At 64.9% G+C, this 20603-nt stretch carries 12 protein-coding genes; 3 read left to right on the forward strand and 9 right to left on the reverse strand.

Annotation, left to right across the window (positions count from 1 at the left end; all coding sequences use genetic code 11):
• Positions 1-82: 82 nt before the first annotated feature.
• From KY501_RS45860 to KY501_RS45875, 4 genes are all read right to left on the reverse strand, one after another.
• Positions 83-673: a hypothetical protein gene (locus tag KY501_RS45860; protein ID WP_224371189.1), complete on the reverse strand. Its 591-nt coding sequence runs from the start codon at positions 671-673 to the stop codon at positions 83-85.
• A 223-nt stretch (positions 674-896) separates the two neighbouring features.
• Complete coding sequence (locus KY501_RS45865; protein WP_224371191.1) at positions 897-3830, reverse strand: CHAT domain-containing protein; 2934 nt, start codon at positions 3828-3830, stop codon at positions 897-899.
• Positions 3830-4381 (reverse strand): RNA polymerase sigma factor, encoded by a 552-nt coding sequence (locus KY501_RS45870; protein WP_224371193.1) that lies wholly within the window; start codon positions 4379-4381, stop codon positions 3830-3832. Before KY501_RS45870 ends, KY501_RS45865 begins: the two co-directional genes overlap by 1 nt.
• 196 nt (positions 4382-4577) lie before the next feature.
• Entirely contained in the window at positions 4578-5294 is a 717-nt protein-coding gene (locus KY501_RS45875; RefSeq protein ID WP_224371195.1) for a carboxypeptidase regulatory-like domain-containing protein, read from the reverse strand.
• Between the two features lie 233 nt (positions 5295-5527).
• On the opposite strand from KY501_RS45875, the gene KY501_RS45880 reads away from it, so the two are divergent.
• Positions 5528-6100 carry a hypothetical protein gene (locus KY501_RS45880; RefSeq protein WP_224371197.1) on the forward strand — a complete coding sequence of 191 codons (573 nt, stop codon included), beginning with the start codon at positions 5528-5530 and terminating at the stop codon, positions 6098-6100.
• Between the two features lie 74 nt (positions 6101-6174).
• Here the strand turns inward: KY501_RS45880 and KY501_RS45885 are convergent, their stop codons facing one another.
• Genes KY501_RS45885 through KY501_RS45900 form a run of 4 tightly spaced genes read right to left on the reverse strand, consistent with a single transcriptional unit; the run spans position 6175 to position 13182 of the window.
• Complete coding sequence (locus KY501_RS45885) at positions 6175-7572, reverse strand: EH signature domain-containing protein (RefSeq protein ID WP_224371198.1); 1398 nt, start codon at positions 7570-7572, stop codon at positions 6175-6177.
• A gap of 8 nt (positions 7573-7580) precedes the next feature.
• Positions 7581-8315, reverse strand: coding sequence for a hypothetical protein (locus KY501_RS45890; RefSeq protein ID WP_224371200.1), 735 nt, complete (start codon positions 8313-8315; stop codon positions 7581-7583).
• The gene (locus tag KY501_RS45895) at positions 8312-10312 is read right to left on the reverse strand and encodes a coiled-coil domain-containing protein (protein ID WP_224371202.1); all 2001 of its coding nucleotides are present in this window, start codon (positions 10310-10312) and stop codon (positions 8312-8314) included. Before KY501_RS45895 ends, KY501_RS45890 begins: the two co-directional genes overlap by 4 nt.
• Positions 10313-10335: 23 nt before the next feature.
• A complete protein-coding gene (locus KY501_RS45900; protein WP_309243053.1) occupies positions 10336-13182 on the reverse strand; it encodes a DEAD/DEAH box helicase in 2847 nt (948 codons plus the stop codon).
• A gap of 945 nt (positions 13183-14127) precedes the next feature.
• Here KY501_RS45900 and KY501_RS45905 point away from each other — a divergent pair.
• Positions 14128-14682: a hypothetical protein gene (locus KY501_RS45905; RefSeq protein ID WP_224371204.1), complete on the forward strand. Its 555-nt coding sequence runs from the start codon at positions 14128-14130 to the stop codon at positions 14680-14682.
• 45 nt (positions 14683-14727) lie between these two features.
• Here the strand turns inward: KY501_RS45905 and KY501_RS45910 are convergent, their stop codons facing one another.
• Positions 14728-19467, reverse strand: a complete 4740-nt coding sequence (locus KY501_RS45910) for an ELWxxDGT repeat protein (protein WP_224371206.1) — start codon at positions 19465-19467, stop codon at positions 14728-14730.
• A gap of 132 nt (positions 19468-19599) precedes the next feature.
• Between KY501_RS45910 and KY501_RS45915 the strand changes: the two genes are divergently transcribed.
• The gene (locus KY501_RS45915) at positions 19600-20586 is read left to right on the forward strand and encodes an alpha/beta hydrolase (protein ID WP_224371208.1); all 987 of its coding nucleotides are present in this window, start codon (positions 19600-19602) and stop codon (positions 20584-20586) included.
• The last annotated feature ends 17 nt before the right edge of the window (positions 20587-20603 follow it).

Here is a 20603-nt window from a genome sequence, read left to right on the forward strand (position 1 = left end):
TTGGGAATGTCTGGAGGAGTCGCAGGCGTGCCCCGCCGGTGGAGCGGTGGGGCACGCCTGTCTCATGCATCGGAGTGGGAACTCAGATGCGGATGGTGATGGTGATGGTGGAGCCGTTCGGGCAGCGGATCTTGATGGTGATGGTGAGGTAGGGGCGCAGCAGGGTCTGGCCCTCGGAGGCGATCTGCGCATCCATCAGCGTGCGCTCGAAGGGGAGCGGCTTGGGCACCGAGACGGAGAAGGTGTCGATGGTGGCCGGCACCACGGTGACGACCTTGCCCTCGAGGTTGACGAGGCTGACGATGCCCGGGTAGCTGCCCACGCGGATGTCGCGATCGCTGGCGGTGGTGCGCAGCCGGTAGTAGCCGGCGGGGATGCCGCTCTCGGGGGAGCTCAGGTAGATGAAGCCGGCGTCCACGCCCTTGGGGAACTGGGTGGCGGGGATCTGCTCGAAGCCCGCGATGCTGGTGCCCGCGAAGGCGACACCGTTGGAGGTGGTGGTGACGGTCTGCTCGCGGTTGATCGGGATACCGGCGGACTCGGCGGCCTTGGCCAACTGGTCCCCGAGATCCGTGCAGGTCGCGGCTTGGGAGGGCTCGGAGGCCACTGCGGCGCCGGAGACCACGAACAGGGTCATGACGAAGGCAAACATCTTCAACAGTTGGTGTCTCATGGGTAGGGAAGTCCTGGCGAGGAAGGTCCCGCGGCGCCGAGTCCGTCTGGCTTGCGGTTGAGCCTGGACAATGCAGCGGCGGTGCCAGCCTGCTGACGCGTGTCACTTCAAGGAGTTGGCGGAGCCAGGGGACTCTGAACGCGGAAATCTGTAGCTCCCCGTGTTACGGGGATCGCGAGGCTGTAGCGTTTCATGTCACACGGCCGCGAACGGGCGGTGTCGCTCAGTCGAAGAGCAGGACGGACTCGAGCCACTGCTGGCCCTGGCCCTGCGCGAGCCACTTCCGCCTTTCGTCCCGCAGCGCGGTGGCGGGTGGGTGGCCCTGGCGGATGCGCTCTCGGACGGCGTTGAAGAACCCGGCGGCTTCCAGGTCCGGGATCTCCACCGTGGCGGCGATGATGGCCCGCGCTCCCGCCTGGATGAAGGCGGCGGGCAGACCGGACGGCTCGTGAAGGATGTAGGGGCCCTGAGCGGCGCGGCACGCGGCCAGCACCACCAGGGGCGCTCCCTCCAGGTGCTGCGCCTGGATGTGGGTGGCGCTCAGCTCGTCACTCGTGCCCTCAGGTGCCAGCACGAGGTAGGAGAAGCGAGTGGAGGGGACGACGCCGTGGGCCACGAGATCGATATCCGTGGCGTCGCGCATGGCGGCGAGGACTCGGGAAGGAGTCGCCTCCGGGCCGGTGAGCAGCCGTTGCTCCTCTGTGGGGCCGAAGTCGGCCTTCCAAGTGTTGAGTCGCCCCAGGGACTGGGTGCGCTCGGGGGAGAGAGCCACATCCTTCACCACCAGGTGGATGGCACGTGTTGCCTGGGGCTGCGGAGTGGGCCCCGAGCGCAGCTTGTAGCTCCACGCGAACTCCGGCGGCAGCAGGCCGGGTCGATCCTGCAACGGAGGACGCGCATGGGCTTGCACCGTCTCGCAGCCCTGGAGCGCGGTCAGTGCTTCGCTGGGGACGAGACCGGTGAGGTTGTCGGCCAGGCGTGTCCGGCGCGCTCCGTCGTAGGCGCCCAGGGGCTTGCCGTCGGCGCCTCGGACGAGGACGAGGCTTCGTTCACTGTCCACGGTCGCGGCGACGACACAGCGCTCAGGGAGGGGACTGCCCTGCTCGCGGCCGAAGAGCTCCAGCGCGGCGGTGGTGTCTCCGGTCTTGCCCGCATCGAGGATGAGCGAGGTGAAGCTGTAGGCCCGGGCCTTCTGCGCATCTTCATCCCGTGCGAGGAGCTCTCCAGACTCCGTCTCTCGGAGGATCTCCTCCATACGGGAGCGGCCCTCCGTCCGGTCACGCTCGATGAGGAAGCGGGCGAGGGCATGCCGGGCGAGCAGCTTCTGGCCGGCGGTGGCGGTAGGGGGAGGTTCCGCGAGCGCCCGTCGCAGCGCCGCCTCATCCCCTGAGGAAGGCCGCTGCCGCGAGAGGTCCGCCAGCGCCATGGCACCCACGTGGGACAGGGGCAGCCCGGTGGCGCGGGCCTGATCGATCTCCGCGCGGGCCTGATCGAAGCGCAACTCGTTGAGCGCCACGTGCGCCAGGTTCTGGTGGGCGAACAGGGAGAACTGCGCGTTCCCGCGATTGCGCTCGAGCATCTCCGAGAAGTAGGCGCGAGCGAGGGGGAAGTCGTTCCGGACGCGCGCGAGTTGCGCGAGGTGTCCCAGGGCGACGAGCTCCTTGTCCCGGTCGTTGGCCGCGCGGGCCTGCCGCCGCGCCAGGGTCGCCTGCTCCCAGGCTTCGCCCAGCCGCATCTCGTTGCTCAGGAGCAGGGTGTACTCCAGGCGGAGGGCTCCACAGCGGTAATCGATGGGAGTGGAGGCGCAGAGCGAGAGTGCGCTCACGAGCGTCTGGCGTGCCTCGGACAGTTGCCCTCGTGCGATCTGGACCTTGGCCTTCTCATGGGCGGCAAGGAGGCGGAACCAGGGATCCTGACTGGACTCGGCGCGGGCCTCGAAGACATCGAGGTGGTCACCGACGGCCTTGGCGTAGATGAGCACTCCCATGAGGAGATCCTCCTCGGGGGAGCGCAGCAACTGCGAGATGAGGGTCTGGACCTGCTCCGGGGGCAGGGTCCCCTGGCGGAGCTGGGCGTAGGCCTGGGCGAGGGGTGCCCGCTGCGTGAAGTCGTGCGAGGCGATGCGCTCGGCATACCGGGCCAGGACTTCACCTCCCACCTGCTGGTCGAGTTCGCGAGCCAGAGGCAGGAGCGCCCGGACCTGCTCGGCGGAGGAGCGGGTGCGCACCGCATCGTAGAAGTACATGCGCAGGGCGGACGAGCGCTCGGCGAGGATCGCGGGAGAGGGCAGGGTGCCGTGGGTGGCGAGCTCGCGGCCCGCGCGCAGGACGGACTCCCACCGCTGGGCGCGTGCCTGCTCCTCGGCCGAGAGCGCCTTGGCGCGTTGGCGGGCCTCCTCCGCCCAGCCGGGCTCTCCTTGTTGCGCGAGCTCACGGAATCCAGCCGCCGAGGCCTGAGGCAGATCGAGATCTCTCAGCGCGAGGGCCCTGTTCCACAGCGCCTGAGGGAGCGTGGGGGCCTGGTCGAGCGCGAGCTGCAGATGCCGGAGCGCTTCTTCCGGAGCACCTTTCACCAGGAGCGCGACGCCCCGCAGGGTCTCGTTCTCCGGGGTGCCGGAAAGGGGCGCGAGGTAGGCCTGGGCTTGATCCACCAGGCTCTTGTCATTGCGAGCGAGGAGAGCCGCGGCGAGGCCGGCTGAATCTCCGTCACGTTCGAGCTGGGCGAGCGCTTCGAGCGGGAGCTTCGGAACTCGCGAGGAGTCTTGCCCCATGGCCCGGGCCGCCAGGGAACGGTGCCGGTCCGCCTCCGCGAGCGATAGCCGCATCTCGAGCCGCCGTTCGGGTTCGCTCATCAGCCAGGGATCGGTCCGGGAGGTGCCTCCCATCTTGATGCGCACGCCGAGGGCAATCAGGGCGGCGAGGGCAGCCCCCGCGGCCGCCAGGGTCCAGCGGGGGAACACCCGGCGGACAGGGGCCGGGCGGGCGGAGGCGGGCTGCCGTTCCACATGGCGCGTGGCCATCATCTTGAGTTGCAGGAGGTTGCCCAGCTCGGCCTGGCACCGGGGGCAATCCAGCAGGTGCTGACGGAAGCCCTCTGCCTCCTCGGGAGCCAGCTCGCCATCCGCGAAGCGCTCGATTCGTTCACAGTGCGCGGACATCAGTGGTCTCCCAGGCGGATGAGGGGTTCGAGCATCTTGCGGAGCTTCGAGCGCGCATCGTGGAGGCGCTTGGCGACGGTGCCCTCGCGAATGCCGAGTTCCTCGGCGATCTCCTTGTACTTCCGGCCGCTGGCGTGCAGCTCGAAGGTGGCGCGCGCCACCGGGCTCAAGGCCTGCACGGCCGAGCTGAACTGCTCATCGGAGATGCGGTCGAAGATGGGCCGTGGGGGCGGCTCGGGCTCGACGGTGGGGTCCTGTCGGTTCAGCTCTTCGGCACCTCGCTCACGGGTCCGCTGTTTGCGCAGCTGATCATAGAAGCAATGGGTGAGGGTGGTGACCAGCCAGTTGGCGCAGACGCCCTCATCCGGAGGTGGATCCGCATGGCCGAAGGCCGCGAGGAAGCGGACGATCGTCTCCTGGACGAGATCGTCGGCATCCGAGGGGTTGCGGCACAGGTGCCGGGCCTGGGCGAGCAGCCATTGCCGCCGCCGGGCGAGCAACTGTTCCAGCCATGGGGCGACGGCCTCATGGGCATTGGGCGAAACGGGCATCGGGCTCCCAGGGGGGACGCGGACCGGCGTGCCTCTTACCCCTGGTGAGCCAGCCTCTTCAAATGCCCTGGAGGACGCTCGCAAGCTCCACGGCCTTGTGACTCTGCGACATTGTCGACCCTCCTCTTCAGTGCGGAGCGAGCCATTCGCTCCGCCATGATGGGGAGACGGGGACCTCGAAAATCCTTACCTGGATTTAAAGGGGGCCATCCGTGCCGGGATCTCCGGGGGGATTGGGAGGAGGGTCGATGGGCTGGGACTCCTCGGGATCCTGATCGTTACCGCCTCCGGTGCCACCCCCTTCCCTCGGGGCATCACACTGGGAGATGTCGGGGAAACGGTAGTCAATGAAGACGTTGCTGGAGAACGTCCGGTTGGGGAGGTTCTCCATGAGACAGGGGGACTGGGTGTTCCCCACCATCCTCATGTGGATGTAGGGGCCGGCGAAGATGCGGACGGAGTACTCCCCTGCGGAGTTCGCCGTGACGTGGAATTCGCCAGTGGCGTTGACGCCCACGAGTTGTGCGGCGGAGCAGGGGCGCTTGTTGTTCTCGAGGAGGTGGCCCTCGAGCATGACATCCTGGGTCGTCAGGTTGAGCAAGCTGTCGACGCCGAAATTCCCGGAGGTGATCAGGATCTGGGAACCCGAGAAGCTGGGAGTGAGGAGCTGGACGCCCACATGATAGGTGCCGCGGGGCACCTCCAGAGCGTACAGGCCGGAGCCATCCGTGGTGGTGGTGTACGAGGTACCACTCGACGAATCCTGGAGGAAGACGGTCACTCCCGCGGCAGAGGTGCCATCGGAGAAGCGGACGCGTCCGCTCACGTCGACATAAACCGAGATGGCGCCGGGCAGGAAAACCAGGGAAACGAGCAACAATGTTGCACGATAAATGAATACACGTAGTGGCATGGATCTCGACTCCTCAAGAAATGGGAGCGGGCTGATCACTGCACTCCGGTTCCTGCTCTGGATCCGGAGTGCCCTCCCTACGCATGAGCAGCGCCCCCCATTTCCAAGAACGTCTGGGGCGGGCGGCCATACCGCGAGCCTGCGACGGCGGTCCACCGCGCGGCGGGTCGACAATGGCACCTCAGTGTTGAGATGGTTGGCGTTGGAATGGGTCTATCCTCGGGGGCCACGTCATGAAGACATCCTTGCGCAGGTGCGGATTGTTGCTGTTCCTCACACCCTTCCTGGCAGGAGGGGACTGCGGCGGAGTGCCCGATCCACCCGATGTCACCGATCCGGACGTCATTGATCCGGTGGGCAACGTCGAGTGTTCGAACTACCAGCCGAGCAGCTATTCGAAGGCCTCGGGGCGCTTCGCGGCGAGGGTGGATGACCGCTCCCCGGGGACGTTCCGGCTCGCCGTCTCGGTGGTGCCTCACCCAGGAGACGTCTATGACATCTGGTTCTCCGGATGCGTGCTGGCGGGAGGAGGCGTGGAGACCTGGCGCTACTCCTCGATCGCCTTCCTCCCGGGCCCGGTGAAGGGCACATCCGTCCAGCTCCCGGCGCCCGCGAGCCGTGCCCCCGGCTTCGCGGGCGGCCTGCTCGACATCCTGGGCAACCGCGAGCACCACTTCTACGTCTCAGGCGGGGGCGTGCTCGAGGTGACGGAGTTCGATCCCGTGGCCCGCCACTTCGTGGCTCGGGGCGAGATGTACCCGGAGCAGGGCGGCACCGTGACGCTCGCGTGGGACGTGACCTGGTGACGGTGCTGCACTCCGATGCGTCAGGGCGAGTATTTCCAGCCGCTCATCATGGAGCCACCAGGGTACGCGAGAGCTCAGCGCTTCGGACGGCGGTCCCAGTCGATGCCGAGCTCCAGCAGGGCCTGCGCGAAACGGTCCTGCCAACGTACTCCGTGGGTGAGCCGCCGAGTTGTGAACTTCCCGTACAGCCCATCGCTGAGGTCGTTGGAACTCTCGACTGGCTCGCCCCGCAGCTTCTTCTCAAGGTCCTGATGTCGATAGACGAAGGCCGCGTTGCCGGTGTCGGAAAATTCGACTACCACGTAGCGCTCGAACGAGAGAATGAATGCGCTCACCCGCCCCTTCGAGAGCTTCCTGGCTCTCCTGAATGCGGCATGCTGCTCGGGTGGAAGTGTCGCGGCCGTGCGGCTCAATTCGCCGTACGTCGCTGGGTCGAGCCAGCACGTCGTCGATCGAATAGAACCAAGGTAGCGAAGCCAGAATCGGCGCCGGTCCTCCTCTCTCATCGCACGCTCGAAGAAGAATTCGAGATCCTGCTGGATGAGCGCGGACAGGAAGTCATCGAAAGCTCTTGGCGATCGCTGCCTGACCTGAGTCCAGGCTTCGGTCAAGGTCTTGATCCGGGGATCGCCAAAGACACTGTCCTTGGAGACGAGGCTCTCCTCGAGACGGCTACGAACACCCTCGCTGAGCAGCCTGCTCGCCCGACACTCCAGCGCAGCCGCCACCACGGCCACTCGCGCTTCCAACGGAATGGCGGATGCGGCTCCTGCAGCCAGTTGGGGCAGCCAAGCCTGATTGTGTGAACCGCTCAGGACGAACGTCAGGCTCTCGGAGACATCCCGGCCCGCCTGAAGTCTTCGGCGGAGGTACTCCGCCACGACGTGGCCGGCAAAGGCGGTGTTCGGCTTCACTCCGGCAGCCCGAAGTGCCTCGATGGCTTCCAGAAGAGATCGCTCCTTCCAGTGCGTCGCGAAGAGCCCAGGCCCTTGCGGTCCGAGTATCTCGTCGATGGGGAGGGGCAATTTCCATCGCAAAGAGCGCGAGTCCTGTGGACACCTTCCCGCCAGCTTCGCCCATGCTGTCTGCAGCGGACCTTCCTCGGACACACTCCAGTCGCGCAGACGTTGCCTCACCAGCCGCGGCCAGCTCTCGGGACTCCGCGCAAGGAACCATTCCATGCGCTCCAGCCCCACCTCGCGCCACAGTCCCGGCATCGCGCGCTGCTCCCGGCGGGACAGGCTGGTGAAATCGCGCGCATCCAACTTGCCGAGGAGGACTGGCACATCGAGTGCTTGGCGAGCACGAAGAATGCGCTCCGGCTCCTTGCTGTCTACCCGCTGATGAGCGGCCTCCACACGCGTGGAGAGCTGCCTCAGCCCGTTCATCACTTGCGCATGGAGCGTGTCGAGCCCCGCTACAAGGGAGCGCTCTCGTTCGGAAACCTCCGTGAGCCACGAATCCAGGCCCATCGCGCCTCCTACAATCGCAGGTCGCCGCGAACCCGGATGACGAGTCTGCGGTTGGATGGGTCACTGCCCGTGGTTCCGGGACGCGGTGCCGTCTGCCCTCGTCCAGAAACGACGAAGTTTGCATCCAGACAGTCCAGTTCGTAGCCCGCGTCCCACAACTGGCTGCGTATCGTGAAGAAGACCTCTTGAGCGCGGGCGGCACTGGCTCGAACATTGTTCTCGAAGCTGACCTGGGCAGAGCCATTGCGGACACCGCACTCTCCACTTGTTCCGAGAAATGGGCGGTCGTCCGTATGCCCCTCGAGAATGATGCTGGGCTCCGCGCCAGCATCCCTCATGGAGTCGATGGCTTGGCAGACGCGGTGGATGAGCGGAATGGCACCTCGCTCGAACTGCTCCTCATAGGCAGTAGGGGTGTGGCACTGCCCCAGCCCGAACTGCAGGTTCTTGAACTCAATCTCCAACGCATTCACTCCGCCGTCCAACCCACTGAGCGCGATGAATCCTCCATCCAGCGTGGCATCCAGCACGATCAGGTCTTCTCGGAGTGCGAGGAGCGACGACTGAACCCCTTCCTTCTGGGAATCCACTACCCCAATGGCTGCTTCTTTCTCTTGGATGGCGGCTTCTCGTTGCTGCCGCGCCTCCAGGATGAAGATGACCGCCAGCAGAAGGAACACCACCGCGACGCCGGCCATGAGATCCGCGAGGGATCGGTCGCTCCCGTCTCCAGACGAACTCACGTCCGCCTCGCCTGTGGCTGTAGAGTCTTCTTGAGGTCTTCCACGACCTCCGTGAGATCTTCCACGCCCTGCAGGAGTTCGCCCGAAGTCCGCCCCACCACGGCACTGAGTTGCTCAGTGACTGTCGTCCAATGTCCGCTCAGCGTTTGAGCCTGCCGACTCACTGACTCCTCGTAGGTACGCGTCAGCCCCTTGAGGACTGGGTCAACGCGGTCGAGCGCCTGGCGCTGTACGCTCAACAGGCTCTCCTCTCGTTCGATGACCTTCTTACGCTCCTCCGAGAGCTGGTTGAACGAACTGGCAGCTGAGATCAGCCGATTTGCGACCTCATCCATCCGGACTGAGAGCTTCTCCGAGTTACCTTGGTTCCTTTCGACCTCGCGGGTCGCGGAGACGAGCTGGGATGCGGCGACACTCAGCTGCTCAGTGAGTTTACGCAGCCCCTCCTGAGTCGTCCCCATGGTTGCCGCGAACTCCTTGGATTTTGCTTGAACGCTGCTCATATCCATGGCAGCGGCAGCGCGCAGCGCCTCGACCTGATGATTCAAAGTCCCTGCTTGCCGCTCGGTGTGCATCTGGAGTTCCTGGGCCGACCGAGACGCCGCGTTCATCAGTTGCCGGGAGCTTTCCTTCATCTCTGAGAGCACCTCCTGGACGGTACCCTGCAACTGGCCAAGCACCTGCTGGTTCTCCAGACCGAGCCGATGGGACGACTCGGTTGATGCCTTGAGCACGCGCGCCACTGCGGTCTCCAATCCATCGCGGACCTTGTCGAAGCTCCCCACGAGCGCGGAGACCTTTTCGCCCAGCGCGTCAATCGTTCGTTGGTTCTCGCTTCCCCACTGACGCGCATTGCTACCCATCATCTGTGACATGGTCTCGAACTGATGCTCGAGCCTCGGGAGCACGTTCACGAGCTCCTCCATCTGGCGCGCCATATCCCGCGACTGCGATTGAAATCCTCCGGATACCGTATCCCGGAGCTGCTCGATGATGCGACCCAGGTCGTGCTCCTGCCGCTCGGAGAGCACCTTGTTCATTGCTTCTAGATGTGCGCGAACCGTGGACATTTCCTTCTGCAGCGTCGCGGCGAAACCAGAGGCGATGGAGCGCTGTAGTTCTGCGGCAATCTCCCGCACAGCTCTCTCGACTGAGGTGAGCTGCCGGGTGATGACGTCGCCGACATGCTCCTTCATCATCGTCCCGAAGTGAGCCTGGACCTGGGTGCCGATGTCTTGGATGCAGACGTTCACGCTCTCGAGCTGCTCAAGCCGTTCGGACAATTCCCGGCGGGTCTGTGAGAGCTCGCCCTTCAGCTCTCCCAGAGCGTCCTTACGAGCGGACGCCAAAGCAATCTCGTGCGCCTCGAGCGTCTGGGTGTTGCGCTCGAACCCTGTGCGCATCGCATCCAGCCGGGCGAGCAGCCTTCCTTCGAGTGCTGAAGCGACCCATTGAAAGAGAAATGAGAGTACGAGCCCCGCGGCGGACACGAAGAACTTGGCGCCCATCTGGCCAATAGCTTGTGAGAGCAGGCTCGACTGGGAGTCTGTTCTCGTTCCGTTACTGGCCAGTGCCTCCTGCACAGGCCCGACGAGCACGACTCCGAGGAGACTGAACGTGAGGACCAGCGCGATTCCAGTCAGGTTCTTGCCAAAGCCATGGCCTGCGGAGTGGCGGAAGAGGGAACGACAGCTCTCGCGCAGCGCTTGTGAGGGGGAGGACCGCATGAGAACGGGCCCTGGGAGTTGCTGGCGTCCGGGAGGGAAGACGAGCTGCTCTCGGACGGCACGCCACAACGACCGTCCCAGTTCGCTCGAGTCAGGTTCCTCACGCTGACCGGAGAGCAAGTCCGTCAGGTTCGTATCCAGCGCACGAATGGCTCGCGACAGCCTGAGCCACCGCCACCACACAAGGCCCATTGCGAGGAGCGCAAGCGCCACGATGACGCCGATAGCCTGGATAAGGGTGATGCTTCGCAACAGTGATACAAATGGCATGGCCCTGCCTTGTTCAAATGGACCTAGGAGTGGAAGACGCTCGTGTACTGCTTCGAGTCCTCGTACTCGGGTGACAAGAAGTCGCGCGCCATGGCGCGCTTGCGCTCCACTAGACTGTTCAGCTGTACATCGAACCCCGCGTCTTTACGCCCCTGGCGGTGGAGCAACGGATAATAGACGTGGACCGGGCGCACTTGGCCGATGCGATAAGCGCGGTCCGTGGCTTGATCCTCCTTGGCGGGGTTCCACCAGCGTCCGTAGTGGATGACATGGTTCGCGGCCACGATGTTGAGCCCAGCTCCCGCGGCCAGCGGACTCAGGATGAGTACCTGGAACCCCTGAGCGCGTGTGAAGTCGTCGATGAACTTCAGGGCCAGCCTCCTGTTTTCGGGCTCCCCGTTGAGAATGGGCACGCTCTTGAGCCGAAACCTCTCTTGGATGAGTTGCGCGAGGAGGTCCTGCATGGCTCGCGAGAGGACGAACACCAGGGCCTTTTCTGCAGGAGCTCCTCCTCCCTGGTTCGCAATGCGCTCCAGCAACTCCAGGCACAAGCGTGTCTTCGGGCTTTCGTGAAGCGCCGTAGTGGTCGCCATTCCTCGAGCCTCAGAGAGAAGGGCCGGATGCTGGTAGAGTTTCTGTAGCGCCGCGAGGGCCCAGAGCACGCCGCGCTTCCGCGCCTGTTGTGCGATGAGGCGCTCCTGCTCTTCCTGGACCGCGGTCATCTCGACAGTGAGGCTCTTTGGAAGCTTCGGAGGAAGATCCTTGAGGGCATCCGCCTTCTCACGCCTCAGGAGAGTGCAATGGGGGGAAGGATAGCCAAGCCGTTTTCGCAGGGCCGCCACAGCGCGGTCGCCCTGATATTCCTCGCGAAAGGAGGCGCGTGTACCGAAGACGCGCGGTTCCCGGCTCTGGATGGCATCGTAGATGGCCCAGACATCGAGCAATTCATTCTCGACCGGCGTTCCTGTCAGCGCGACCGCGAAGGAGCGCTTGAGGGCGCGTGCGGCGCGCGAGCGCAACGTGTCCGGATTCTTGAGGTTGTGCGCCTCGTCGAAGACGACGACATCGAAGTCCATTTTCAGGAGCGAGCGTTGATGCGCTCCAAGCGTCTCATAGTTCGTCAGGATCATGTCCTGACGCTCAAGGAAGGCGGTGTTGAGCTCGCCTGCGCGCGATACCGCCTGGAGGCCAGGGCCATGCAGGATGAATGGTTCCGGCCAGACTCGTGCCTCGAAGAAACGAGAGAGTTCCTGGCGCCAGTTATCGAGTAGGATGGTGGGACAGACGACGAGCTGTGGACGAGCCTGCTCACGCTGCATCAGGCGCCTGAGAGTGAGGAAGCAGGCGACCTGCAACGTCTTGCCAAGCCCCATGTCGTCAGCGAGCAGGACGCCGGGGTCCTGGGACATGGCGCGATGCCACAGCCACGTGATCCCATGGTGTTGGTGGGGCTTGAGCTGCACTCCCGGTAACAGTGCGGTTCGCAGGAGATCCCAAGGAACGGAATCCTCAGCCAAATCGGTTACGCCAGGGCGAGCAGGCGTGGCCTCCAACTCGCGTACGATGGCTGCTTCACGTGTCCGACCTCCCTGGGCCTTCTTCAAGCCTGCTCCAGACGATCCCTCCTCCGAGGGCTGCTCCGACAGATGAAGCGCGGTGCGGAGTTGGCGCCCCAGGACCTCACTCGGACGTAATCGGTGGTCCCCTACCACCAGTGGAGCACTGTCCCCCTTCGCTAACGCGCTGTCGTTCTGATCCAGGAGCCGCAGAGCCTCTTCCCGGGAACGCAGTGGGAGCGACAGAGGAGCACGTCCCTCACCCTGCTCAATCTGAAGCGTGAACGAAAACACTCCAGTGTCATCGGATGGATCGAACCATTCGAGTCCGGAACCCTCAGCTCTCTCGGGAGGTTGTCGGCCACGAAGGACTTCGAACCCCATGACTCTCTGAGAGTACTGAGACAGGTCCAGGATGGGGTCTGCGTCCAGTCCTTCGGGGACGACGACGGATGGGTCAGCGAGTTCCCGTTGTACGTCTCCTATCAGGCGCCGCTGCAGGGGACGCAGGTTCTCCAGGACTTGAGCCGCCCCTTGGGGTAGGACCAGCGGTCGGCGGTTGTCGGTCCCGGCAATCCCTCCAGGTCTCACGGTGCCCAGTGGCAGCGGGGCATGAGTGCCATTGGGGAGAACGGCGTAGGGTTGCAGAGAGACGACGTCTGTCGCGTCCGGCTCCGATTCCCAGCGCAGCCCCACTTTCGCCACTTGCTGAGGTTCGAACTTTGCGAGATAGCCTGCGGGGGTGAACTGAACGCGTCCTGAGAGCATCCTGGAGGCATCGTCCAGAGCGGCTCGGATTCGAGCGAGGCGCGCAAGTTGTTCGTGCACGGACGCGTGGCTCGCGAGCCGGGCTTCGGTGCAGGCCCAGGCGGCAGTAGGCATCAGGGGGCGAGGCGCGCTTCCATCTGGAGCCACGAACCACGGGAAGACAGTGGACGTGTCTGAAATCTGCTCCCCGTCGACTCGAACTTTGTACTTCGCCCCCACGCTGCCCGGTACACCCACCACCTCACAGCGGATGGATTGCTGTTCGAGCGCCAGCAGATCCATGAGCAGGTGCTGGAGTTCAACCCACTCCTCCTGGAGGCACGCGCGCTCTTCCTCGTCCCCGCCGTACTCGACAGGGCGTCCAAGTGCGACCCATTGGTCTACGGAGAAATGCAAGTAGTGGGCGTCCCGCCAGCCTTTCGCCCGCCATTCGTCTTCACGCAGCGCTACACGGGAGGCAATCTCCGGGGGGAGATGGCTCAAAGAAATGCACAGACGGTCTGATTCGATGAACCAGGAGGAGGACTGAGCGTGTGAGTTCGGCATTACGGCTTGGAAGTTCTCTGGGTGGGGCACGCAAGCATCTCAGATTGCTTGCGTGCTTGGAAATCCGGACAGGAAGCCTTGAATGCCTGGGGAACTACCGCCGCCTGGCTTCAAACCCTTCGTTCTCCTGGACGCTCCCCCTCCTTGAGTCAGCTCTGACTCGGGGACAATGCTCGTGTCGGGCACCTGGAACCGACCGGTATGACAACCGTACCAACTTGGGCAGAGCGCGCCGCGCGGGCTTGCGTCCTCATTCCGGTCTAGTCTTTCCAGGCACTTGCGCGGCCGGACAAGCCGAAGACCTGCAGTGGGCCAGTGCTCAGGAGCTTGGTGCTCGAGGTGTTCGAGTGCCGGCTGTGTGGAGGCAACTACCCAGTAGGGCAGTGGGGTGAGCGCACCGACGTCCCTACTGGGTCCTCCCACACTTGTCGTGAACCGTGCTCTGTCTCTCTGCTCCCGCCCCTCCCTTCACTCTTCCCCCAACTCGGGTCCAGGACCCACTCCCGCCGCAGCAGCTTGACCTTCGTGCGATGCCGTGTCGTCGATTCCACTCGGGGAGGAGTGCGCGGACATGGCTCTGCGGAAGAATCTTGCACCTCGAACCTCTCCGCGTGGTCCGCAGCTCCGTCAGGGGCCCTCGGTTCATGGGCACGCTTGCTCGATCAGGGGGCGGCGGCGCCTCATGAGTAGCCATCGCGCGAGTACTGTCACGCTGTTGCTTTGGAGGATGCCATGACCCAGAACTACTCCGTTGGCCGTGGAGGGGCACGTGCTCCCACGGTGACTCAGCCCGCTTCGCCCGCCGAGATGCCGGTCAGGCCTGTTCCGGCCGAGCCCCCCTCTGTCGTTCCAGGAAGGACCGACAGCTTCGATAGGGCTCCGCGTCGCGCTGCGGTCCTCTCGGGCGGGAGTCCCACTCCGGTGGGAAGCAATGATTTGCAACCCGTGGCACCTTCTCTCACGGGCCCTGCGGTCCACGTCGAAGTGCCCTATTACAGCCAGTTCAAACCAGGGAATGGTTTCACCCCAGGCAGAACCGCCTGTTTGAAAGCGGCCTCTGCCATGGTTTCTGCTGCGGGCGCCTCGATGCTGCCGGGGGCCAACAATCGCATCCAGACCCGTCGGTTCGACGAGCAAGGGAACATCGTCCCGGACTCGACGGGCGCGGAGCGAGGCCGTCAATACATCGATCAGCAGCTTGCCTTGAACAGGCCTGTCGTGGTGGGCGTCAACCACAAGCCTGGTTCGCTCAATGCAGACAACATCACCGACCACTTCGTCGTGGTGACCGGGCGTGGTGTCGACGCTCAGGGCCGGACGTACTACTCGTTTCACGATCCAGGCACAGAGAACACCAGCCGGGGTAGCGACACCAACCCAAACAACCGGTTGTATCTCGACCTTGCGACCCAAAGCTTGTCCAGGCCCGGCAACCTGGCTGTGGGTGCCGTCACCGATCGGACGTACGACATGTCGATGGTTCGCCTCAACGCTCCATAGAGCTACGCTGCGGGAGTCCGCATTCCCCGTCGTCTGGGCCACTCCTCAAGTGCGGCGGGAGAGGGTCCTCCGCAGGGCCGGCCATGCAATCAGCGCCAGGGCCCCCCAGAGTGCCGCCTGGGAGTTGCTCGTGGTGCCGCAGCCGCAGCCGGCTTCCCCCTCCACGGACTGAGGGGGAGGCCGCGTGTCCAGAGGCTTCACGCTCACGCGGAAGGAGCATGAGCTCGTCAGACCTGCTGCGTCCGTAGCGGTGGCCGTCACCGTTGTCGTGCCCACGGGGAAGACACTGCCCGAGGTCTGGCTGTAGGCCACCGAGGGATTGGCCGTCACGGTGTCATTCACCGTGGAGGCCGGATACTCCACCGGGCTTCCTGAGGCGTCTCGTGCCTCCACCTCGATGTCGGCCGGGCAGGCGATGGCCGGGGGCAGGGTGTCCCGGACGGTGACAGAGAAGCTGCACGTAGCGATGTTGTCCGCCGCATCCTTCGCGGTGACGGTGACGACGCTCTCCCCCAGCGCGAAGGTGTCGCCCGAGTTCGGGCGGTAGGTCACCTGGGGGCTGGTCGTCACGGAGTCCTTCACGGTGGCGGAGGCAAGCGTCACCTGGGCCCCCTCGGGCCCGGTGGCCTCGACGGTCATGGGGCTTGGGCAGGCAAGCTCGGGGGCTTGGCTGTCCTTCACGGTGATGCGGAAGGAGCAGGAACTGGTGTTGTCCGCCTCATCCCTGGCCACCACGAGCACCTGCGTCTCGCCGAGGGCGAAGGTGATGCCGGAAGCATGGCTGTACGTCACTTCGGTGCTGCTGGTGACGGCATCGCTCACCGAGGGCGGCGGGAAGGAGACCGTTGCCCCGATGCTGTCTTGCGCCTCGGCGGTGATGTCGGCAGGGCACGTCAGTGAAGGGGGCGCTGTGTCCCGGACGGTGACGGCGAAGGAGCACGTGGCGGAGTTGTTCGCCTCATCCTGGGTGGTGACCGTCACGGTGGTGGTGCCTAGCGGGAACATCGAACCCGAAGCGTGGCTGTAGGTCAGCGTCGCGGCAGACACACTATCCGAGGAAGCCGCAGCCCCATACGTCGCGGGTGCACCCGCGGAACCCGTGGCCTCGGCAATGACGTCCGCCGGGCATGTCAGGAAGGGAGCGGTGGTATCCCGGATGGTGACGGTGAAGGAGCACGTGGCGGAGTTGTTTGCTGCATCTGTGGCGGTGGCCGTCACCGTCGTTGTTCCCAGAGGAAACATCGAGCCCGAGGCATGGCTGTAGATCAGCGTCGTGGAGGACACGCTGTCCGAGGAAGCCGCAGCCCCATACGTCACGGACGCACCTGCGGAACCTGTGGCCTCGGCAATGACGGCCGCCGGGCATGTCAGGGAAGGAGCGGTGGTGTCCCGGACGCTGACAGTGAAGGAGCACGTGGCGGTGTTATTGGCCTCATCCGTGGCAGTGGCTGTCACCGTCGTCGTTCCCAGAGGAAACAACGAGCCCGAAGCATGGCTGTAGGTCAGCGTTGTTGAGGACACGCTGTCGGAAGAAGCCGCAGCCCCATACGTCACGGGTGCACCTGCGGAACCCGTAGCCTCGGCAATGACAGCCGCCGGGCACGTCAGCGAGGGGGCGGTGGTGTCCTGGATGGTGACAGTGAACGAGCACGTGGCGGTGTTGTTCGTAGCATCCGTAGCGGTGGCCGTCACCGTCGTCGTCCCTAGAGGGAACACCGAGCTCGAGGCATGGCTGTACGTCACGCCAGGGCTGGTCGTCACGCTATCGCTGACCGTGGCCGAGAAGCTGGCCGTAGCACCTTGAGCTCCACTGGCCTCCACCTGCAGGTTCGCTGGGCACGTCAGCGAAGGGGCGGTGGTGTCTCGGACGGTGACGGTAAAGGAGCACGTAGCGGAGTTGTTGGCCTCATCCGTGGCAGTGGCTGTCACGGTGGTCGTCCCCAGAGGGAACACCGAGCCCGAGGCATGGCTATACATCACCGTGGGTGATGCAGTGACGTCATCCGAGGTCGTGGCCGGTGGCCAGGAGACGGGAGCGCCAGCGCTGGACTGTGCTTCGCTCGTCACCGCTGTGGGGCACACCACGGTAGGCGGAGTGGTATCCGCGGCTCCCAGGGAGAAGCGCCACAGCTCCACGCCGTGCGTCCCATCATCCGCACTGAAGAACACGCTGTTGCCGCTGAGCGTGAAGTCCGTGGGGTTGCTGGTTGCAGGTCCTGGAGCGAGATCTCCCTCCATCCACGTTCCCGCCTCGGTGCCATCCGACACCCACGGCTCCACGCCGTGCACGCCGTCGGTAGCGCGGAAGACGACCACCCCCTGAGAGGGGACAGCGAGGAGGCTGCCTCCCACGGCTCCGCTCAGGTGGCCCGGGTACACGTCCCTGGCGATGCGAGTCCCAGCAGCCGTGCCATCAGAGAACCACAGCTCGGTGCCGTGCTGCTGCTCCCCGGCGATGAAGTAGAGCCCGTTGCCTCCGGACACCAGACTGGTGGGATTGACGAACCGGTTCAGCACCACCGCGGTCGCGCTGAGCGTCGTGCCATCGTACTTCCACAGCTTGTCGTTCCTGCTCGAGGTGAAGAAGTAGAGAGCTCCATTGTAGAGGGTCAGCCCCGTTGGGCCCGTCGAGATGACCCCGGACGACGAGATCGTCACCTGCTGCACGTTGCCAGACGGATTCATCCTCCACAGAAGGGATTGGGAGGCGCTGTTGTACGCAGCGAAGACAACCGAGCCGTTCAAGCCCCTCAGCTCGCTGGGATAGGAGCTTCCCGTGCCCACGACCAGATCCTTGACCAACACTGTGCCGGCCGCGGTTCCATCCGTCCTCCACAGCTCATAGCCATGGGCCCCATCGTCCGCGGACAGGTAGGCCACACCGTCCACCACCCCCAGGACGCGGCCCGAGGAGGAGGCCGTGCCGGGATTGATGTCTTTCAGCAGCATCGTCCCCGCATCGGTTCCATCACTCACCCACAGCTCGCTGCCGTTGGCCGGCGTGGTGGCGAAGAAGAGCAGCTTGCCGTTGAGGAGCACGAAGCTCCAGGGGGAGCTGTTGGCCGTGCCGGGGTTGATGTCCTTGATGAGCCGGGTGCCTGCCTCCGTCCCATCGCTCAGCCACGGCTCATTGCCTGCCGTGCTGGTGTGCCCGCTGAAGTACACCGTGCCGCCTTGGGGTGACAGATAGAAGATGCCCCCGAACCCCTGCTTCACCACCGTCGTACCGGGCTCTGTCCCAGTGCTCGACCACAGATCACGTCCGGTGCCCGTGAAGACCGTGAAGAAGAGCTTGTTTTCCAGGCTCACCAACCCTGCGGGCCTGCTGCCATGGGTGGGGATAGAGATGTTCGCCAGGGGCACTGTGCCCTCCGGGGTTCCGTCTGTCTTCCACGACTCGAGGCCCACCCCGGTATCATTCGCCGCGAAGATGAGCGTGTTGTCCCACAGTCCAAACGCCGTGGGAGAGGAGAAGCCGTTCCAACTCGTCGGCGTGAAGGTGTGCAGCACCGTCTTGGTGCCCGACACCGTGTCGTACCGTGACAGCGCGTACTTATCCGAGGTGCTTCCGCGCTCGAAGAAGTACACACCCGTGCCGGCGCGTGTGATGTTGCGCTCCCAGTAGATGTAGCGGGAGGTGGCGACCCACTGGGTGCCCGCGTCCGTTCCATCGCTCTTGTACAAGTCTCCAGCCGCGTTGATGCCGGAGAAGAAATAGAGCCAACCGCCCGCTTCGATCAGGCTCATCGGGTAGCTCGAGCCGGAGCCCGCCTGCATGTCCTTCACGACGACGGTGCTCGCCGCCGTCCCGCTGCTCTTCCACAGCTCGACACCCGAGACGCCGTCATTGGCGGAGAAGAAGACCGTGTTCCCCACCTGCGTCATCTCCTGAGGGTGGCCGGAGGCGGCAAAGCTCTTCATGAGGACGGTGCCCGCGGTCGTGCCGTCGGTCTTCCAGAGCGCGGGGGAGTTCTGCACTGAGAGGTAGAGCGTGTTGTTCACCACCCGCATCGCGCGCGAGGCGTCGAAGGTGGTACCCGTGGAGCCCGGAGTGATGTCCTTGACCAACTGGGTGCCCTCACTCGTGCCATCGCTCTTCCACAGCTCCTGTCCCGTGTAGCCGTCGTTGGCCAGGAAGAAGAGCGTCCCTCCCATGTCCGTCATCCAGCTGATATCGGCCGAGATCCCGAAGCCCGCGCGGATCTCCTTTACCTGCACGGTGTTCTGGGGCGTGCCGTCGGTCTTGTACAACTCCCGTTCGTTGTACAAACCCGCGGACATGTACATCGTCTCACCGATGACCTTCAGCTCGCTGACCCCGAGCGCGGTGGACGTCTCCGGGTAGAAGGGCTGGGTCCCCTCGGGCGTTCCGTCGCTTCGCCACAGCTCGGAGGAGATGGTGAAGTAGAGCAACCCTTTGAACGCCGTCAGCATGCTGGGGTAGCTGCTCGTATCCCCCGGCGCGAAGTCCCGGACGAGCCGGGCGGCCGCCGTGCCATCGATGACCCACAGCTCATAGCCATGGGCGGAGTCCTGCGCGACGAAGAAGAGCTTGTTGCCCACCTGCACGAACTTCGATGGATCACTTCCCCAGGAATCCACGACAGGGGAGGGCGATGGCGTGATGTCGCGCACCAGCACGGGGGCCATGGTGGCGAGCGCGCTGCGGCGCTGGACGGGTTTCCCAGCCGGGTCGTCCAGGGTCTCCTGGCTGGGGTCGTTGCATCCACCTGCGGCGGCGAACGCCACCAGCAGCCATCCCACGGCACCCGCAATGCTTCTCATCGGTCGCTTCGTCCCACCCCGCCGCTGGCCCCCCCTGTGGAAGCGCGCCTCGACGGGTTCTTCGTCGCGAACCGTGCGTGACTGGGTTCAGCTTGTCAACGCGCTGACAGTACGTGTCCCGGGTTCGGGGGTATGCTCGGCACGTCCATGAGCCACACGCCGAAGAAGCCCAAGCCGCCGCCGTTCGATCCCGAGCTCTCCGCCATCCTCCCGAAGTTCGCCGCGTTCGCCCCCGTCAACATGACCGCGGATCAGATCGAGAAGTATCGCGCAATGCCCGCGCCTTCGATCGCCGAACAGATTGGCGACAGACCGGTCCAGTGCGTCGATTTCACCGTCCCCGGCTATCAGGGGGTGGACATGGTCGTCTCGGTGATCTCCCGGAAGGATCATTCCAGGCAGGGACCGGGCATCTACCACATTCACGGTGGCGGGATGGTCATGGCCGACCGGTTCGCGGGTGCCTCCGACCTCGTGGCGTGGGCGATGAAGTTCGACGTGGTGTGCGTCACGGTGGAATACCGGCGGGCTCCCGAGAACCCGGATCCGATTCCGGTCGAGGACTGCTACGCGGGGCTCGAGTGGATGGCTGCGCATGCGGAGGAGCTGCGGATCAATCCGGAGCGGCTCATCATCTTCGGCGGAAGCGGAGGGGGAGGCCTGTCGGCGGGTACCACCCTGTTGGCGCGCGATCGCCAGGGGCCGAAGCTGTTCGCCCAACTGCTCCAATGCCCGATGATTGATGACCGGAACGAAACCGTCTCCTCGTACCAGATGCAGGGGATCGGCATCTGGGATCGCATCAGCAACCTGACCGGCTGGACGGCGCTGCTCGGTGAGCGGCGCGGAACGGACAACGTGTCGATCTACGCGGCCCCCGCTCGTGCGAGGGACCTGAGCGGCCTGCCACCCACGTTCATCGACGTGGGGGCGGCGGAGCTCTTCCGCGACGAGGCCGTGGCCTACGCGAACGCGATCTGGGCTGCGGGTGGAGACGCGGAGCTCCATGTCTGGGGCGGCGCGTTCCACGGCTTCAGCCAGATGGCTCCAGAGGCTGCCGTCTCCCGAGCTGCGAACGCGGCCCGCGAGGCATGGCTCGAACGGCTGCTGTCCCGGTAGATATCGCTTACGTCCCT

Origin of the sequence: Hyalangium versicolor (genome assembly GCF_020103695.1) — a bacterium.
Classification (GTDB): Bacteria; Myxococcota; Myxococcia; order Myxococcales; family Myxococcaceae; genus Hyalangium; species Hyalangium versicolor.

What these genes read in the sequence shown, in the direction of transcription:
- KY501_RS45860 (WP_224371189.1), bottom strand. Translation starts at nt 673, where the DNA reads ATGAGACACCAACTGTTGAAGATGTTTGCCTTCGTCATGACCCTGTTC.
- KY501_RS45865 (WP_224371191.1), bottom strand. Translation starts at nt 3,830, where the DNA reads ATGTCCGCGCACTGTGAACGAATCGAGCGCTTCGCGGATGGCGAGCTG.
- KY501_RS45870 (WP_224371193.1), bottom strand. Translation starts at nt 4,381, where the DNA reads ATGCCCGTTTCGCCCAATGCCCATGAGGCCGTCGCCCCATGGCTGGAA.
- KY501_RS45875 (WP_224371195.1), bottom strand. Translation starts at nt 5,294, where the DNA reads ATGCCACTACGTGTATTCATTTATCGTGCAACATTGTTGCTCGTTTCC.
- KY501_RS45880 (WP_224371197.1), top strand. Translation starts at nt 5,528, where the DNA reads ATGAAGACATCCTTGCGCAGGTGCGGATTGTTGCTGTTCCTCACACCC.
- KY501_RS45885 (WP_224371198.1), bottom strand. Translation starts at nt 7,572, where the DNA reads ATGGGCCTGGATTCGTGGCTCACGGAGGTTTCCGAACGAGAGCGCTCC.
- KY501_RS45895 (WP_224371202.1), bottom strand. Translation starts at nt 10,312, where the DNA reads ATGCCATTTGTATCACTGTTGCGAAGCATCACCCTTATCCAGGCTATC.
- KY501_RS45900 (WP_309243053.1), bottom strand. Translation starts at nt 13,182, where the DNA reads ATGCCGAACTCACACGCTCAGTCCTCCTCCTGGTTCATCGAATCAGAC.
- KY501_RS45910 (WP_224371206.1), bottom strand. Translation starts at nt 19,467, where the DNA reads ATGAGAAGCATTGCGGGTGCCGTGGGATGGCTGCTGGTGGCGTTCGCC.
- KY501_RS45915 (WP_224371208.1), top strand. Translation starts at nt 19,600, where the DNA reads ATGCTCGGCACGTCCATGAGCCACACGCCGAAGAAGCCCAAGCCGCCG.